Source organism: Desulfatiglans parachlorophenolica (genome assembly GCF_055394735.1).
This window is the reverse complement of sequence record NZ_AP042460.1, coordinates 5,178,515-5,196,551: the sequence shown is the minus strand read 5'-3', so window position 1 is coordinate 5,196,551 and position 18,037 is coordinate 5,178,515. Positions and strand designations below refer to the sequence as shown.

Annotated in this window: 15 protein-coding genes; 11 read left to right on the top strand and 4 right to left on the bottom strand. The window is 59.4% G+C overall.

Annotated features, from left to right (window positions below; all coding sequences use genetic code 11):
• Window positions 1-136 precede the first annotated feature (136 nt).
• The 7 genes from ACZ500_RS24120 to ACZ500_RS24090 all read left to right on the top strand — a co-directional run bounded on the left by ACZ500_RS24120 (window position 137) and on the right by ACZ500_RS24090 (window position 8,627).
• On the top strand, window positions 137-2,488 hold the full coding sequence (locus ACZ500_RS24120) for a molybdopterin cofactor-binding domain-containing protein (protein WP_464229977.1): 2,352 nt from the start codon (window positions 137-139) through the stop codon (window positions 2,486-2,488).
• An 85-nt stretch (window positions 2,489-2,573) separates the two neighbouring features.
• Window positions 2,574-4,421, top strand: a complete 1,848-nt coding sequence (locus ACZ500_RS24115) for a PEP-utilizing enzyme (protein WP_464229976.1) — start codon at window positions 2,574-2,576, stop codon at window positions 4,419-4,421.
• A 98-nt stretch (window positions 4,422-4,519) separates the two neighbouring features.
• Window positions 4,520-5,596 carry a PEP/pyruvate-binding domain-containing protein gene (locus tag ACZ500_RS24110; RefSeq protein WP_464229975.1) on the top strand — a complete coding sequence of 359 codons (1,077 nt, stop codon included), beginning with the start codon at window positions 4,520-4,522 and terminating at the stop codon, window positions 5,594-5,596.
• 12 nt (window positions 5,597-5,608) lie between these two features.
• Complete coding sequence (locus ACZ500_RS24105; protein WP_464229974.1) at window positions 5,609-6,136, top strand: response regulator; 528 nt, start codon at window positions 5,609-5,611, stop codon at window positions 6,134-6,136.
• Between the two features lie 220 nt (window positions 6,137-6,356).
• Window positions 6,357-7,688 carry a phenylacetate--CoA ligase family protein gene (locus ACZ500_RS24100; protein ID WP_464229973.1) on the top strand — a complete coding sequence of 444 codons (1,332 nt, stop codon included), beginning with the start codon at window positions 6,357-6,359 and terminating at the stop codon, window positions 7,686-7,688.
• Window positions 7,689-7,709: 21 nt separating this feature from the next.
• Window positions 7,710-7,898, top strand: a complete 189-nt coding sequence (locus ACZ500_RS24095; protein ID WP_464229972.1) for a hypothetical protein — start codon at window positions 7,710-7,712, stop codon at window positions 7,896-7,898.
• A 186-nt stretch (window positions 7,899-8,084) separates the two neighbouring features.
• Window positions 8,085-8,627: a nitroreductase family protein gene (locus tag ACZ500_RS24090; RefSeq protein ID WP_464229971.1), complete on the top strand. Its 543-nt coding sequence runs from the start codon at window positions 8,085-8,087 to the stop codon at window positions 8,625-8,627.
• Window positions 8,628-8,774: 147 nt separating this feature from the next.
• Here the strand turns inward: ACZ500_RS24090 and ACZ500_RS24085 are convergent, their stop codons facing one another.
• From ACZ500_RS24085 to ACZ500_RS24070, 4 genes are all read right to left on the bottom strand, one after another.
• On the bottom strand, window positions 8,775-10,505 hold the full coding sequence (locus ACZ500_RS24085; RefSeq protein WP_464229970.1) for an aldehyde ferredoxin oxidoreductase family protein: 1,731 nt from the start codon (window positions 10,503-10,505) through the stop codon (window positions 8,775-8,777).
• A gap of 104 nt (window positions 10,506-10,609) precedes the next feature.
• A complete protein-coding gene (locus ACZ500_RS24080) occupies window positions 10,610-12,289 on the bottom strand; it encodes a GtrA family protein (RefSeq protein ID WP_464229969.1) in 1,680 nt (559 codons plus the stop codon).
• On the bottom strand, window positions 12,286-14,694 hold the full coding sequence (locus ACZ500_RS24075) for a hypothetical protein (protein ID WP_464229968.1): 2,409 nt from the start codon (window positions 14,692-14,694) through the stop codon (window positions 12,286-12,288). Before ACZ500_RS24075 ends, ACZ500_RS24080 begins: the two co-directional genes overlap by 4 nt.
• Window positions 14,695-14,824: 130 nt before the next feature.
• Entirely contained in the window at window positions 14,825-15,196 is a 372-nt protein-coding gene (locus ACZ500_RS24070; protein WP_464229967.1) for a hypothetical protein, read from the bottom strand.
• Between the two features lie 94 nt (window positions 15,197-15,290).
• On the opposite strand from ACZ500_RS24070, the gene ACZ500_RS24065 reads away from it, so the two are divergent.
• The 4 genes from ACZ500_RS24065 to ruvA all read left to right on the top strand — a co-directional run bounded on the left by ACZ500_RS24065 (window position 15,291) and on the right by ruvA (window position 17,947).
• Window positions 15,291-15,881, top strand: coding sequence for an SAM-dependent methyltransferase (locus ACZ500_RS24065; RefSeq protein WP_464229966.1), 591 nt, complete (start codon window positions 15,291-15,293; stop codon window positions 15,879-15,881).
• A gap of 210 nt (window positions 15,882-16,091) precedes the next feature.
• A complete protein-coding gene (locus tag ACZ500_RS24060) occupies window positions 16,092-16,838 on the top strand; it encodes a YebC/PmpR family DNA-binding transcriptional regulator (protein WP_464229965.1) in 747 nt (248 codons plus the stop codon).
• On the top strand, window positions 16,839-17,345 hold the full coding sequence (gene ruvC / locus ACZ500_RS24055) for a crossover junction endodeoxyribonuclease RuvC (protein ID WP_464229964.1): 507 nt from the start codon (window positions 16,839-16,841) through the stop codon (window positions 17,343-17,345).
• Complete coding sequence (gene ruvA, locus ACZ500_RS24050) at window positions 17,342-17,947, top strand: Holliday junction branch migration protein RuvA (protein WP_464229963.1); 606 nt, start codon at window positions 17,342-17,344, stop codon at window positions 17,945-17,947. The genes ruvC and ruvA overlap by 4 nt, the downstream gene beginning before the upstream one ends.
• The last annotated feature ends 90 nt before the right edge of the window (window positions 17,948-18,037 follow it).

The window sequence follows — 18,037 nt, the reverse complement described above, 5'->3', positions numbered from 1 at the left end:
GACAACTCGAGCCTGCATCGACCGTCCGCTGCATCCAAGCGGTTCACGGTCTGCGCCCTGGATTTCCTGAGCGCAACGGCAGGAAAGAACGCAGAAATCAACACGCGATCAAAGCTATCGAGAGGAGTGAAAGACCATGAGCCAATACAGCGTCATCAACCGCAGGTCGCCAAGGCTGGATGCACCGGCCAAGGCCACGGGACGCGCACAATATGTCGACGATCTGAAGATGCCGGGGATGCTTTACGGTGCCTTGCTGCAAAGCCCGATCGCCCACGCCAAGATCCTGAACATCGACACCTCGAAGGCCCTGAAACTTCCCGGGGTCAAGAGCGTCGTTACAGCCGCGGACGCCGGCCTCGTCAAATACGGCGTCAGCCCGGCCCGTTACGATGAAACCCTCTTCTGCCACGACAAGGTGCGCTATATCGGGGATGAGATCGCCGCGGTGGCCGCGATCGATCTCGAAACGGCGATGGAGGCCGTCTCGCTGATCCAGGTGGATTACGAAGAACTCCCGCTCCTCATGACGATCGAAGACGCCATGGCCGAAGGGGCCCCGCTGATCCACTCGGACTATCCGGGCAATATCTGCGCCGAGGTGCACCAGGAGTTCGGCAACGTCGAAGAGGCCTTCAAGCAGTGCGATCTCATCCGCACCGACAAATTCGTCAACAAGCGTCAGGACGCCGCCTTCCTCGAGGCGCACGGATGTCTGGCGGCCTTCGATCCTCTGGCCGGCGAACTCACCCTGCACACTTCAACCCAGACGCCGCACTATGTCCAGCGCACCACGGCCATGGTGTTGCGGCTCCCGATCGGGAAGGTGCGCGTGATCAAGCCCTACGTGGGGGGAGGCTTCGGCCCCAAGGCCGAAGCGATCCCGATCGAGATGGCGGCCTCGCTGATGTCCATGAAAACGGGCAAGCCCGTTAAAATGATCTATTCCCGGGACCAGGTCTTCCTGCACTCCCGCGCCCGGCACCAGTTCTTCCACGAATTGACCACCGGGGTCAAGAAAGACGGGACCCTGATGGCGTTGACCAACAAGTGCTACCTGGAAGGGGGCGCTTACACGAGCTTCGGGATCGCCACGGTCTACTACGCCGGATCCCTGCTCGGCGGACCCTACAGGCTGCCCAACATGAAATACGACGGCTACCGGATCTACACGAACAGACCCACCTGCGGCGCCCAGCGAGGCCACGGCGGAGTGGCTGCACGGGCAGCCTGGGAGCAGCAACTGGATGCCATCGCCCAGGAACTGGGCATCGACCCGGTCGACTTCCGCCTGAAAAACATGATGGAGCGCGGAGACACCACCTGCAACGACCTGAACATGAGCAGCCTCGGCATGAAGGAATGCATCGAGGCGGTCAAGAACGGTTCGGACTGGAGCACCAAGAAAGGCAAGCTCCCTCCCGGCAAAGGGATCGGAATCGCCTGCGGATTCTTCGTTTCGGGCGCCGGGTATCCCATCTACCGCTCGGATACCTACCATTCGACGGCCGTCCTGAAGCTTCGGGAGGACGGCGGCACGGCTGACCTTCTGACGGCCTCCGCCGAAATCGGGCAGGGCTCCGACACGACGATGGGGATGATCGCGGCCGAGGCCCTCGGGGTGAGACTCGAGGACATCAAGGTATCCTCGGGCAGCACGGACTACGGCGTGGACCTCGGCGCCTACTCGAGCCGGCAGACCCTGATGAGCGGCCATGCGGCCAAAGAGGCGGCCGAAGACGTCAAGCGTCAGGTACTGGAGGTCGTCTCCGAGATCCTCGGCGTTCCAATGGACGAGATGGACATCAAGAACGGCCTGATCCACTTCAAGAAGGACGTGGATTTCAGCGGCCTGCGCACCGCTTACATCAAGGAGCACAGGGGCTGGACCGATCCGCCGACCGGTGACAAACTCACATTCAAGGAAGCGGCCCGCATGGCCTACCTCGCCAGAGGCAGCATCGTCGGGACTGGAAAGTACAAACCCCCGGCACTCGGCGGCAAATTCAAGGGGGCTGCCGTCGGAACCTCGCCGGCCTACGGGTGCTCGGCCCAGGTCGTTGAAGTCACAGTCGACCTCGAGACGGGCCGCGTCAAGGTGGATCAGATGACGGATGCGCACGACTGCGGCCTGGCCATCAACCTGACCTCCGTCGAGGGACAGATGCAGGGCTCTCTCTCCATGGGGCTCGGTGAGGCCCTGTACGAAGAGGTGAAGATCGATGCCAAGGGACGGGTGCTGAACGCCAACCTCGGCGAGTACAAGATCGCTACGGCCCTCGACATGCCCAACGTCAACACCATCGTGGTGGAAACCGGCGAACCGAACGGTCCTTTCGGGGCCAAGGAGGTCGGTGAAGGGGCCATCATGCCCACGATCCCGGCCATCCTGAACGCGGTCCACGACGCCATCGGCGTTCGGATCGACGAGCTTCCGCTCACGCCGGAAAGGGTCTTCATGGCTATTCAGAAGGCCAAGGGGAAGTAACCAGGGGCTGACCCGCTCCCGCGCAAGATGCGGGCGGCGGGTCAAAAGAAAACCGGGCATTCAACCAAAATGAGGGGGGAACATCATGGCAGCACCGATTCAATTTCCGTTCGCAGATGAAATCGTATTGCCACCGGAGATGGAGGGATGGGAGGAAATGTACGCACCCCAGCGTCTTTTCAGCAAGGACCGAGAGGCCTGGGAAAAGCGCCATTTCTGGTACCACGACAAGATCCACGCCGCCGATCCGCTTTACCCGCTGGACGACATCTTCCAGGAAGCCTGGCAGATCGCTCTGTCCCAGTACAACACCAGGGTGTTCTGCATCCCCCCGGCCCAGGGTGTCGCCCAACGGATCCTGGGGTGTTACATGTACATCAGCGCCGTCGAATCGCCCCCGGGAGACGTCATCCAGAAAAAGGCCGAACTTTTCGGGAAGAGGGTCCCCTATACCTTCGAGAATTACGCCCGGCAGTGGGAAGAATGGCTCGTGAAATTCCACAAGCTCGGCCACGACATGGAAGCCATCCACATCCCGAAAGAGCTGTATGAGTTCGTGCCCGAAGAGGACGTCATCCCCACCCCCAAGGGGTTTACCGAAGCCAACGTCCTCATGGAAAACTTCAACGACATCGTCAATCTCATCATCCGGGCCTGGCAGTATCACTTCCAGTATCTCAATCTGGCCTACCTGGCCTACCTGATGTTCGTAGACACCTGCCGGAAGCTCTTCCCGGGGATCAAGGAAGGCACGATCGGCAAGATGGTCGCCGGGGCGGACGTCTCCATGTTCCGTCCCGAAGAAGAGCTCTGCCGCTTGAGCCGCCTCGCCATGAGCCATCGCTCCGTCGCCGAGGTCCTGAAGAAGAAGGGCACCGCCGAGGAGAAGATGAACACCCTCAAGACCACGCCTGAAGGACGGGCCTGGATCGAGGAGATGGACAAGATCAAGAATCCGTGGTTCTATGTCTCGAACGGCAGCGGCTGGTTCCACTACGAAGGCAGTTGGATCAACACGATGGACCTTCCTTTCAGCTATATGCAGAGCTACGTCGAACGCCTCGAGAAAGGCGAGACAATCGAGCGGAAACTCGAGAGCATTTCCGAGGAAAGAGAGCGGATTGTCGCCGAATACAAGGCCCTCATCCGCTCCGAAGACGACCGCAAGACCTTCGAGGATGCCCACAGGGTCGTCCGCTCCATTTACCGCTATGCAGAGGATCACCTTTTCTGGGTCGAACACTGGCTGCATACCATCTGGTTCGAGCGAATCGATCAGTTCGGCAAGATCCTCACCAAGCACGGCGTCCTGGGCGAACCTGAGGAAATTTACCTCTTCAACCGCTTCGAGGTCCCCATGCTCCTCGAGGATCTGGCCACTGCCTGGGCCCTGGGCGAGGGCGTACCCACCAGGGGCCCCTTCTGGCAGGCAAAGGCCGAAAAGCGGAAGAAGATACTCGAGGCAGCGGCGAAGTGGAATCCCACGCCCGCCATCGGGGTGCCGCCCGAACAGATCGCGGAACCGTTCACCCTCATGCTCTGGGGCGTCACGACCGACCTGGTGCAGGAATGGCTGAAGGGTGCGGGTATGGAAGTCGGAGATCTGGATGAAATCACCGGGTTCCCCTCGTCCGCCGGCGTGGCCGAAGGACCCGCCCGCGTGCTCAAAATGCTGGCCGACGTTGCCAAGCTGGAACCCGGAGAGATCATGGTCGCACCGACGACCAACCCCTCCTGGGCGCCCGTTTTTACCAAGATCAAGGCGGCTGTGACGGATATCGGTGGTCTCACATCCCACGCCGCCATCGTGTCGCGGGAATACGGCCTGCCCTCCGTAACGGGAACCGGGGTCGCAACCCAGGTCATCAAGACCGGCGACATCATCCGTGTGGATGGAAGCACCGGCAAGGTGACCATCGTCAAACGGGTTTAATATTTTTTACCCCTTCGCGCCGGGGGCGAGGAAAGGATACCCCGGCGCCCCTTGCGCGAAGGCGCTGCATGGCAGCAACATAGAGGAGGATGAAGAAGATGCCGGAACAATGGATTTACTGGCTGAGCGAACTGTCAAAAGACCATAACGATATTGTGGGTAAGAAGTGTGCGAATCTCGGGGAACTGACACAGGCCGGATTCCACGTCCCGCCTGGATTCGCGCTGAGCGTTGTCGCTTACGACCGGTTCATGAAAGAGACTGAAGCCACCGAGCGTGTATTGAAAATCATTTCAAATTTCAAGGCCGACGCGGAAAATGTGGCCGACACGGAAAAATTCGACATCCTTTCCAAGGAGGTCCGCAGCACGGTTGAATCGGTTGCTTTGCCGCCCGACATGGAAAAGACCATCCGCGAGTACTACGCCGAACTCTGCCGGCAGACCGGCAAAGAAAATCTGTTTGTCGCGACACGCTCGGCGGGTCCCGTCAGCCATCCGGGACAGTATGAAACTTACCTGAACGTGAGCGGCGCGGATGATGTCGTCAAATACGTCCGTAGCGTCTGGGCGAGCACGTTCAACACCCGTTCCATCATCGCCCGCGCACGCTTGGGCCTCAAACTCGAATACGACCCGATCGGGGTGGCAGTCCTCACGATGGTCGACGCAAAGGCAGCCGGCGTCATGTTCTCGCTCAACCCCATCAACGGCGACGAGTCGAAGGTGTCCATGGAGGCCGGTTTCGGCTTCGGCGAGGCCGTGGTCTCGGGCAACGTCAACCCGGACCGCTATCTGATCGACAAGATCACCCTGGAAATCGACGAAAGGGTCATCTCCGATAAAGGGAGCGAATTCGCCTACAACCCCGAGACCCGCAAGATGGAATACAAGGAATTGCCTCCCGACCAAAAGAAGCTCCCCTGCTTGGAAGACCGGGAGATCATCGAACTGGCGCGCATCGCCAAAAAGGTGGAGGCCCACTTCGGCGTCCCGCAGGATATCGAGTTTGCCATCTCCGGGAGCCTGCCGTTCCCCGAATCGATCTATCTCGTACAGGCCCGTCCTGAAAGTGCCTGGGGTAAAAAGAAGAAGGAATCCGTTCTGGGCAAAAAAACCGGTTTTGAATTGTTGTTCGAAAAAGCGACAACGCCCATAAAGCTGAAGCTCGATTAAGGAGATTTTACAATGACCGAAAGCAGTCTGTTAAAGGGCAAAAAAATCCTGGTGGTGGATGACGAGCAGGATATTCTCGACGTGCTGTCAGAACACTTGAGCATGTGCCAGGTCGTTACGGCCTCTACGTTCGAGGAAGCCAAAAAACTGCTCGAATCGCGTCGTTTCGATGTAGCCGTCCTGGATATCATGGGCGTCAGGGGGTACGACCTCCTCGAGATCGCCAATCACCAGGATATACCGGCCCTCATGCTGACGGCCCACGCCTTCACACCGGATAACGTCATCAAATCCGTCAAGGAAGGTGCGGCCGCTTATGTCCCGAAGGAAGAAATATCCCGGATAGAGGACTTTCTGACCGACATCTTGCTCGCGCGCGCCAAGGGTGAAAGCCCTCTGGTCGCCTGGCAGAAGAGACTGCCCCGATCCTATTTCCAGATGAGGTTTGGAGCGGCTTGGGAAACCGCCGATAGAGAGTTCTTGGACACCCTCAGATCCGCCATCCAAACCAGGGCACGTGAACAGAAAAAGAAGGAATGAGAGGCAATCGAGACCTTTTTCGGGCTCATCAGGCTTTCTGAAAGACCGGTGGCCGGTTTCATCGAGGGGATTCCCGGACTTGCTCTGGCCACCGTCGTTGTGCTAAAATAATAATGTGAGCAAGTGGTTTTGTAACACTCGGGGACCCCCGGGAGCCTGACCGAGACCGCCCGTCCGAAACCGTATTTTGCGCCGCCTTCCTTAACCGAGATGGTACGCCATGGCTCAGGACCAGACCTATTGGAATCCGGTGATCGAGACCCTGCCAAGGGAAAAACTCAGGGCGCTCCAACTGAAAAAGTTCAAGCGGATCTTTGCCTGGACCTACGAACATTCCCGGTTTCACCGCGCGCTGTATGCCCAAGCGGGCGTTCGCCCTGAAGATATCCGATCCTTCGAAGATATCCGCGCCGTGCCGAAAGTGGAAAAATCCATGATGCGCGACATCCAGCGGAAAGATCCGTTTCCCTACGGCGACGCCCTTTGTGTACCGCTGGAAGAGGTGACCGAATTCCGGCAGACGAGCGGCACGACCGGTCAGCCGGTTTATCAGCCGGACACCTGGCAGGACTGGGAATGGTGGGCCGAGTGCTGGGCATGCATCCTCTGGGCCCAAGGGTACCGTCCGTCGGATCGTGTCTTTCTGCCTTTCGGGTACAATATCTTCGTTGCCTTCTGGGCGGCGCATTATGCCGCCGAAAAACTCGGCTGCGAGGTCGTTCCGGGCGGGGTTCTCGATACGAAGGCCCGCATCCTCAAGATCCAAGAACTGCGGGCCACTGCGATGATGGCCACACCCACCTATGTCTTGGGCATGGCGGACACCGCCCGCAAGATGGGGATCGACCCTTCTTCCCTTACGATTCGCAGGATCACCTGCGCCGGAGAACCCGGAGCCGGGATTCCCTCCACCAAAAAGCGCATGCAGGATGCCTGGGGAGCCAAGGTTTTCGATCATGCCGGGGCGACGGAGATCGGGGCATGGTCATTCGAATGCTCCGAGCAGCCTTTCGGAATGCACGTCAACGAAGGGATGTTCCTGGTCGAGATCGAAGACATCGACACAGGGGAAATCATCGAAGGGCCCGGCCGGAGGGGCAAGATGATCATCACCGCTTTCGATCGCCAGGCCCAGCCCTGCGTCCGCTTCGATTCCAAAGACGTCATCGAATGGGATCCGGAGCCGTGCAGCTGCGGCCGGACCTTCCGCCTCATCAAGGGCGGGGTCGTCGGCCGCGCCGATGACATCACCAAGGTCAAGGGCGTACTGCTTGCCCCATCGGCCATCGAGGAGGTGGTGCGAAGCATCGAGGGGCTCGGGGACGAATATGAGGTGATCGTCGACAAGATCGGTGACTCGGACCGGATCACCCTCAAGATTGAACTGCTGCCGGATGCCCGCGGGAAACAGCGGACCGTGGAAGCCGCTCTGGTCGATCAGTTGCGGTTGAAAACCAATCTGCGCTACGACCTTCAGTTTCACGATTACGGGCAGCTGCCCCGTTATGAGGTCAAGGCCAAACGGTTCAAAGATCTGCGCAAGGATCATTGAAAGGGAAGGAGCGCGTCGGCGATGGTGGATGAAGCGCAATTCAGAAAAATGGCCGAAATGATCACGGAAATGCGAAGGACGGCCGAAGGCCTCCACGCGATGGCGGACACCTTCCCGGCCGTCAAACGCAACACCTCCCGCATGCTCGCATCCCTGAAGATGCTGTCAATCAATGTGTGCGATCTCGACGACCTGGCCCGAACGGAATGATCCCCAGCGATTTTCGGGCCCCTTCCCGTTCTTGAGCCCCGAAAATAAGTCCATCCGTGCGGCCCCCTCCGATCCTTTCGGGCATCGGGGCTGGTGCGGAAAAATCGCCGACGGTACCTCACCAGCGGACGCCTCCTTACAGCGAGGGTCCATTCCTGATTCCTCAACCCGAAAGGAGCAGGCCCCATGTCGGATTTCATGAAGGTCTTGAAGGAAAGACGCAGCATTCGCCGCTATGAAAACAGGCCCCTACCCGATGACCAACTCCAGATCATCCTCGAGGCGGTCCGATGGTCTCCCTCCTGGGCCAACACCCAGTGCTGCGAGATCGTCGTCGTGAAGGATCCGGAGCAGAAAGAAAGGCTTCAGGCGGCGTTCCAACCGACCAACCCGGCCAGCAAGGCCATCGTCGAGGCCCCCGTTGTCCTGGCCGTCTGCGGCACACTGCAGCGTTCAGGATATTACAAGGGAGAAGCAACCACCAAGTTCGGCGACTGGTTCATGTTCGACCTCGGCATCGTCACCCAGAGCATCTGCCTCGCGGCTTGGGATCTGGGGCTCGGAACGGTCATCACGGGACTCTTCGACCACGGCAAGGCTGCCCAGGCCTTGGGCATCCCGGAAGGCTGCGAACTCGTTTCCCTGATTCCCGTGGGATATGCCGCCAAGGAATCATCCGCTCCGAAACGGCGCGAGATCGCAGAATTTACACATTACGACCGATTCTAGCCTTCGGCCGCACACGCGCTACACCCCCCCATCCAGAAAGACCGGGGGGCGCCCTGGTTTCAGGAGCGACCCCGGCTCGATCGTCGACGGATGATTCTCGAGGCGGAACTCCCAGCCGAAAGGCGGTGCGCGCCGCAGTGCTCTGGATCAGAAGTTGAAAACCCGGTCCAGTTCGCTGTCCGGTACATCGAAGACGTGGTTGTGAGGCGCGAGCTTCTCGAGCTTGAAAAACTCCGGGAGACGATCGTCGGCCGCCGTGAAACCGGCCCGGGCGTTGAACTCCCTCTCCATTTTGAGGACGCGGCCGCCAAGCGCGTTGAAATCGTCCACGCTCATCCTGATTCCGTATTTCGCGCTGATCATGTCCGCCACAGCCACCATGGCATCCGGGATGTCCATTACCGGAAAGGCCACGAAAAGGCACAGCCCGGCCGTGTCGATAGCCGCCGTCGCAATCTGCAGCCCTCTCGATAGATCCACCTGGCCTGCTACGGAGAGCGGGTCCACATCACCCCCCACCTTCATGATGTTGGTGGCGACGGCGTAGCCGGCCGTGTGATCGGCGCCCATCGGCGAGGTGGCATAAGTGACCCCGACCCCTTTGACCGCCCGCGGGTCATAGGCCGGCAAGGCCTGATTCTTGACGACCGCCACCCGGCGGACGCCGAAGACCTTTCCAACCGCCCCCGCCCCCGAACCGAGAATCCGGCCGAGAGGAGAACCCTTCCCGATCTCCGCCAGGAGTTCTTCCGCGCCGGCCGTATCCCCAAAGGCCTTGAGCCCGGCCTCCATGGCCACAGCCACCGCGTTCCCCGTCTCGATGGTGTCCAGGCCGATGTCATCGCAGCCGCGGTCCATCCGGGCAATGGCGTCGAGATCGTCGATGCCGCAGTTGGGGCCCCATGCCCAGACCGTCTCATACTCCGGCCATTTGCTGACGTAGTTTCCCTTCGCATCGAGGTAAACACCCGAGCACCGGATGACACAGCCAGCCATACAGCCATGGGAGCAGTCGCCCTTGCGGGCTGTTGTAACCCTGTTGAGCGTCTCGCCGCCGACCTTGTCGGCCCCTTCGAAGCGCCCCGAACTGAAATTGCGGGTGGGAAGCCCCCCTGCCTCATTGATAATATTGATCAGGATATCCGTGCCGAAGTTTGTCAGGCCCTGGCTGGTCACCGGATGGGTCTGGAGGGCGTTCAAGAAACGCTTGGAAGCCTCCCGGAAGGCGTCCTTGTCGGCCAGGGGGGCAGCCTCCCCGCCGGCCGGGTCGATGACGATCGCCTTCAGGCCTTTGGAGCCCATCACCGCGCCGAGGCCTCCGCGCCCGGCATGCCGCGTCGGGCGCCCTTCCCGGTCCGTAAACGCGACCGATGCGGCGCCGAGCTTCCACTCGCCCGCCTGGCCGATGCTCACATATCCCACCCGATCCCCATACGTGTCCTTGAGCTTTTCGACCGTCGCATAGTTGCCCAATCCCTTCAATTCATCGGCCGGCAGGAGTTCGCAGCGGTCCTTGGCTACATGCAGTCTGAAAAGCTTCCCTTCCTGCGGCTGACCCTCCACCACGATGGCGGCGATCCCGAGCCGCGCGAGGTAGCTGCCCGCCTGACCGCCGGAGTTGGCCTCCTTGATCGTACCCGTCAGGGGGCTCTTCCCTCCGACCGATATCCGCCCCGAGTTGGCGCAGTTCGTCCCTCCCAGAAGACCCGGAGCAAAAATCAGTTTATTGAGAGGCCCGATCGGAGAACAAGTGGGCTCCACCTCGTTCAACAGGAAAGCCGAGGTGAGGCCGCGCCCGCCAAGTCCCTCATAGGTTTTCGGCAACGGTTCCCGCTCGATGGAACCATCCGTCATATTCACCCTGATCACGTCAAACATGGCAGCCTCCTGTATGGGTTCTCGGTTCGATTGTATGCAAGAATGGCACAAACGCAGGCCCGATGCAAGCCGTTTTTTACAGCATTTTCAAGAAATTAGATCATTTATGACATAAGACCCTCCCCGGTGTTCTTTCTGAGCACCAGCACAGACTGGGTCAGGAAAATAGGCCAGATGGTCTTGCGGTAAAGGAGTTCCGTACCGCCGCCGGCCGCCTCCAGCACCTCCTCCGGCTGCAGGGGGCGTTCATCGTGAAAGATCCAGAGCCCGACCATCTCCGCCGCAAACCGGGACAAACGATACAGAAAGGTGGGCGTGGGAAACGAGAGGATAACGACCCCGCCTTTCTCCACGAGCCGGAAATGGGCCTCCACCGCCCGGCGGGTATCCTCGGGAGGAAAATGCTCGATCAGCCCCACGCTGAAGGCCACATCCACACCTGGGCCAACGGTCGGATCGAAAACGCTCCGCTCGTGATACACAAGCCCCTCATCGGCCGCAAACCGCGCCTTGAGCACCTCCAACCCGACCCGGTTATTGTCGATCACATGATATTCCCGGGGCGAAAATGCATCCCGGATCGCTTCGTAAAAACAACTGCCGCCGCCCCCCAGTTCAGCGATGCGCAGCCCCCTGCCCCCGTGGGGAGCGAACCTCCGGATCACATCCAACAAGACCCGAGTCGTGATCTTCCGCGAGTAGGCCGCCGTGCGGTAGGGTTTCCTGTAATAGGCGTCCCAATCCGTCTGTCTCCTCCCGCGTCCGCCCTTGAAGATGAAATCCCTTTGAACGGCGAAGTTTCCAAAATAGATGATGCCTTCTGAAATCAGTTTGGCAACGGCCACCTGCAAAGGAAACAGCACGAGCAGAAGTTCGATGATGCTGTAAGAAACGAGGCCGCTCAAGATCACCAGCATCACGTATTTGGGGAAAACGTTGGCGTGCTGCTGCTTCGAGAGGAAGACCAGCTTCCGGTTCACGGCGTAGTTGAAGATCAAGGCCACGAATCTGGCCGCAGCCTGGCTCAAGAGAATGTTCGATCCGATCGAAAACACAAGCAAGAATATAATGTAGTCGATGACGGCCGTCAGCATGGAGGAGATCATGAAGCGCAAAAGCGTAAAATAGATTTTTATGGAATCGATCAAAGGATTGAAGTGCGAACTCCGGTTCCCATTCAAATAGACCGTTGCAATCCTCTGCTCGAGGATACCTCGGTCTTCCCGTTTGCAGGCGATCAGCATATCCAGTTCAAATTCATACCCGTTCGATTCGATCCTCAGCAGCGTCGGAATCATGTCCATCGGGATGCCACGAAGTCCGGACTGGGTATCCGTCAGTTTCTTCCCAACCAGAAACCAGAAGATATGACGCGTCACGATATTTCCGAACTTGCTCCGCAAGGGCACGTTTCGATCGAACCCCCGGCTGCCGACGACAAGCCGGTCCGAGTCGCTGCAGAGGGCCTTGCCGACCTTCACGACATCCTCCGGAAGGTGCTGCCCGTCTGCGTCGGCGGTCACCACACCAACGGCATCGGGCAACTCGAGATAGGCGTGGTTGAGGCCGGTCTTCAACGCCGCCCCTTTTCCCAGATTGACGGCATGGCGCCTGAGCGTCACCTTGGCCATGGCGGTGATCTCCTTGAAAACACCGTCACAGGCGGGGGCGCTCCCGTCGTTCACCACGATGATGTGCCTGATTTCCGTCTCCGCCAGGCGCTGCACGAATCCAACCAATTCCGGCGAAGGATTGAAGGCCGGTATGACCACAACAACGTTCATGAAGGTCCTCTCTCGATCCTGATCAACAAATAGGTGCTCAACGGTCTTCCAACCAGGACAAATTCCCCCGTCTTCAGCCGATCGCGGATGATCTCCTTGACCGCCGGCGCCGCCCTGTCATCCAGAAGGAGGTATCCGACCGCTTCGTCCTGAAGCGTCCGCAGAAAGGGGCCAACGGACGTAAAATCCTCGTAGGCAAAGAGGTGTTCAAGCCCTGGAAGGTGTAAGATGATCTTGTAGAAGGTCGCTATCTTTCCATCGAATCCCGGGGCTTTGGCATAGACGTAAAGCGCCTTGTTCATCCCGGGGCTGTTGATGGATTGCTGGAGATGGGACTGCCGCTCGAACAGCTCATCTTCGTCGAGAAGGCAGCCCCACAAGACGAGAGATGCCGGCAGGACAACCAGGAAGACCCCCAGTCTCAGGGAACCGAAGCCACGAAGCCCGCTCCTCCATCCCTCCTCGTAAGGCATCCTCCCTATGTCTCGGCGGGCATCCGTGCCGAGAACAACGCCTTCATGCGACCCCGCCCTTCTCCTGATCCACGCCATCCCCTCTTCGACGCCGATGCCGGCGGCCATTGCGGCAAGCGGCACCGCCAGGGCGATATTCCGGATGTCGTAGCTGAAGAAAAGCGCCCACAAGAGGGTGAACGGCAAAACGAGCAGCAGGGCGATCCAGCGCCAAACGCAATCCCGCCAACTGAGCGTCATAGCGGCCAGGATGCATCCCCAGAAGGCCAGAAGACCGGGCGTAGCCCTCAGCAGGTCGACGGCGTGCTGAAAACGCCCCAGAAGGGATCGGCCCTTGTGGATGGTGATCATCAGGAAGCCGGTGTTGGATCGATCCAGCCCTGCCATGATCTGAATGAGTTTGTAGAGGTACCAGGGCAAGACCAGGGCGGCCAGGAGGCCTATGACGACCAGCAGGAGCCGCGCCTTTTCCTTGCGATCCAGACAGGCGCCGCCTCTTGCAGGCATCAGAAAAACCAGCAACGGATAGATCGCCGCGATATAGAGTCCGGCCTGTTTGGTCAGAGCGCAGCCTCCGCTGCATAGGGCGCCCAGCAGGATGTGCGCCCTGAATCCGCGCTTGTCGGAAGCATCACCGGCCAGGAGCAATGCATAGACGGATGCCGCTGCGAGAAAGGCCACCGGCAGATCGGCATAGCCTGCAAAATTGAATTTGCCGAGCGTCCCCCACAGCAGCGCGCCTGCCAGAGACACCCCGAGGAGATAGCCGATCCGCTTCAAGCGGAAGAAAAGATCGAGAGGGATGCAGAGGATCGCCAGGGGGAAAAGGGGCATGATGGATTTGGCAAAAAACTGGAGGATCGCATTCCCCATCAACCCATACGAGAGGGACCAATTGGCCGGCAGGAGCTGCGGATAGGCATAAGTGGCAGAAGGCAGCCTGTTGTCCGCCCATTCGACGGCCCATCGATTCCAGGAAACGACGGCGTCCCATTCGCTGAAAACCGATCCGGCATCGGCGATCCACTTGCAGAAAAAGGCCGTCAGCATCACGAAGGCCGACAAAAGAAAAGCGTCCTCGATCATAGAACGTGAAAAAGCCCGCCGCCGGCCCCCGGGCGGTTCTTCCTCCTCCGGCGCAGGTCCGGCCGCGAAAAGCACCGCGACCGGTTGGTTCAGGTTCCGCCTGGCAAACCACAGAAGCAGCCCGCACTCACCGAGAAGCAGCAGCCGCAGGGTGAAAGGCCGAAAAAGCTCAAGCCCGACCAGGACCACCGCCACCCCATGGTTGATGACCAGGCTGAGCGCGAAGGAAAGCACGGCCGTTCGAAACACCCCTCTGGAACTCCCGAGCGCCAGCAGAACGATAAACCCCGGGAGAAACACCATCTGCAGCACCGACACAACACCCCAGAAGAAGGTCCACGGATTTCTTTTCTCGAGCCGAAGCACAATAAAAAGGTCCTCCGTACCCGAAGGCCCCCCGGGCGCGACGGCACCCACCCTGTCAGCGGTTCCCCTGCCCCATCCCGCGGACATCCGCCGACTGCCGCCGGTCCTGGCCCACGTCTCACCGGAGCCGGGGCTGCCTCTCACCTCGAAAACCGCCTGGATGCTTGTGCCGTCGGAAAAATAAACGTGGATGGATGGATTCGCGCCGAGGCCCGAGGCCTCGGGTTCGGCATAGAGGTTCAACGCACCTTCGGCCGGCATTGGAACACCCTCCCCGGTGTCAAGGAGGGTGCCGGCAGGCCCCTTCGTACCGACCCCAAGGAGCCGGGACCAAGAAGCCAGGGTACTCCAGCGCGGACCGATGGCCCGCCAAACCGCTGGATGGCTGCCTTCGCCCGCCGCCAGATCGATGCCCCTGATCCCCGCGGCCTCCCCATACCCCGCATTTGCCGCGATACATGCACAAAGCAGCAGAATCACCCATCCGCTTCTCAAGCAAGAACCATCGATCCGCATAGACCTCCAGGGGCGTCGACCCGCACTCGCTTTCAATGTCCCCAGAAATAACCCTCCCGCTCCCTGCGTCCGCCTTTTGCACGGCCGAGCATGGTCAATGGAACGGTTTCATCGCGTTTTTATCCGGAAGGGGCCTTCGAGACAACCCCGAACCCGGTCCGAAGGTTTGCCAGCCTGAGCGCTCCAGGAAGAGCGACCCGGCGCAGGCATCCCATTTCATCGATCTCGGTAGATACCCGCCTCCACCCATTGGGAATCCCGACGATTGCGCCGGGCATCCACTCCAGGATGAATGATCTCTGTATATAATCCTCGCCCAGTAAAATTGCAAAGAAAGCATCTCCCGGCCCTGCTCGAGGCTCTTACCATCCACCCTCCTGCCCAACGGAGCCCCGCCAGGAACAAAAAAATCGTCGCCGCACAAGCAAACGTGCAGATTGACACCGAGATTGGGCAAAAAGACCATTTCCGGATTGGAAACCGGATTGTACTGGGAAATCATTTCCGGATGGACACTAATTATTTTGCAAAGCGCATAGGGCTATGATAAATATGAAAAAATGCAGAAGAACACCTGGGATGACCATTACGCACGCCGCGCCCGGGAAGAGAACTGGCTCGCGCGTTCGGTATACAAACTTCAGGAGATCGATCGCAGATTCAGGATCATCAAAAAAGGAGACCGGATCCTCGATCTTGGCTGCTACCCGGGGTCCTGGTCGCAATACGCCATAAGGACAACGGGGCCGCAAGGCCATGTGGCAGGTATTGACCTGAAAAGACCCGAACGCCTATCCGCTCCCAAGTTTCAGTTCATCCAGGCCGATATCTTTTCCATCGACATTCAAACGCTGCGACAGAGCCTCGGGCCAAGAAACGTGGTCCTAAGCGATCTTGCACCCCAGACGACAGGGGCCTCGGCTACCGATACGAGCCGATCTCTGGCCCTCGCCGAGCAGGCCTTGAAGATCGCAGCGGCCCTGCTCGAAAAATCGGGGCGGTTTGTCTGCAAACTTTTCGAGGGGGGAGAAATCAAGGTCTTTCAGAACGCCACAGCCGCCCATTTTGAGCGGGTAAGCCTGTTCAGGCCCCAGGCAACAAGGAAACGCAGCCGGGAGGTCTATATCATCGGAGTCGGCTTTACCGGATGACGGGTTTGCCCGGGCGGCGTCGAAGAAAGAATTGTGCGCTGCCCGGCCATAGGCGCAAAACCCCGGCCGGGAGGGACTGGATTGGAAAGCCGCGCCAGAACGGTCCGGAAGAGCGGCTGCGCAGGGAACTTGGCATATCGACGTCGGGATCGGGCACGAGGGCCGTTGTCCGGCGAAACGAGCATATTAATCAGTGCGGGGAGGCTATTTATGTCAGGCCATTCAAAATGGAGTTCCATCAAACACAAAAAGGGCGCGGCAGATGCCAAGCGGGGCAAGATCTTTACAAAGCTGATCAAAGAAATCACCGTCGCCGCCAGGATGGGGGGTGGAGACCCCGACGGCAATCCACGGCTGCGATCGGCCATCATTGCCGCCAAATCGGAAAACATGCCCAAGGAAAACATCGACAGGGCGATCAAGAAAGGGACCGGTGAACTCGAGGGGGTCTCCTACGATGAAATCACATACGAGGGATACGGCCCCGGGGGTGTCGCCGTCCTGGTGGAATGCCTGACCGACAACCGTAACCGCACCGTGGCGGAGGTCAAACATCTCTTCGAGCGCAACGGCGGGAGCCTCGGCGAACCCGGCTGTGTCGCCTGGACCTTCGAGAAGAAGGGTTTGATCGCCATCGACAAGAGCAAGGCCAACGAAGAGGCCCTGTTCGAAACCGCCCTCGAGGCAGGGGCGGAGGATGTGCGCGACGAAGAAGACCAGTTCGAGGTCATTTCAGACCCGGCCGACTTCGAAACCGTCAGAGAGGCGATCGAAAAGACCAAACTGGATTATGAACTGGCGGAGATCACCATGATCCCCAAAAACACCGTCAAGCTCGACGGGAAGAAGGCGCAGCAGATGCTCAACCTGATGGCGGGCCTCGAAGACAACGATGACGTCAGTCACGTCTATGCCAATTTCGACATCTCGGACGATGTCCTGGAGGCGATGGGTTAGATGTTGGTCCTCGGCGTCGATCCCGGCTCCAGGGTCACTGGATTCGGCCTGGTCGAAAAACGCGGGAACAGACTGGCCTGCGTACATGCAGGGATCATCCGGCCCGAGAAGGACGTCTGCTTTCAGGAAAAGCTCCATCTTCTCTTTCAGTCCCTGGTCGACATCATTCAGGAATACCGCCCGAACGAGATGGCCATCGAGGATATTTTTTACGCCAAGAACGTCAAGAGCGCCCTCAAGCTCGGACACGCCAGGGGAGCGCTACTGATCGCAGCGGCTCACTGCGGGGTCGGCATTTTCGAATACACCCCGCTCGAGATCAAAAAGGCCGTGGTGGGGTACGGCCGGGGAACCAAGGAGCAGGTGCATTACATGATGAAGATGATCCTGGGCATTCGGGGCGATCTTCACCTCGACACGACCGATGCCCTGGCGGCGGCCGTCTGCCATTTGAACGGGGCGCCCTTTCGGACGGCTGCAGTCCACGCCGGGGGGTATGCGAAATGATCGCCTTTCTGCGCGGCACCCTGTTCAAAAAAAAACCCCAATCAATCGTCGTCGATGTGAACGGGGTCGGCTACGAGGTCCTGGTACCGCTTTCAACCTTTTATCATCTGGCCGAGGAGGGGAGCGCCGTCGCCCTTCATATTCACACACGTTTGCGTGATGACACTCTGCAGCTGTTCGGGTTTCATACCGAAACCGAAAAGGAACTGTTCCTCATGTTGACCACAGTATCCGGGATCGGCCCTAGATTGGCGGTCAACATCCTGTCGGGGATCGGTCCGAACGATCTGTTCGACGCCATCGCGGAAGGGGACGCACCCGCCCTGCAGACCATCCCCGGCGTGGGCAAAAAGACCTCCGAACGGATCGCCCTCGAACTGAAAGACCGCGCCGTCAAAGCGCGCAATCGACTGGAAACGCCGGTCGCCGAAACAACCGCGACACCCAGGGGCCATCGACTCGTGGATGATGCACTTTCGGCGCTTCTGAACCTCGGTTATTCTCCGAAGGCAGCCAGGGAGGCCGTCGAAAAATCCAGTTCGGCCGTCAGCGAGCCCAATCTCGAAGCCATCATCCGGGAGGCGCTGCGGCTCCTCGCCTAGTGCCATGGAACCTTTACAGATGCGGACATGGATGCTTGAATTCGATCACTAGAGGCTACACGATACGAACCGTTCGCTGCATTCTCGATA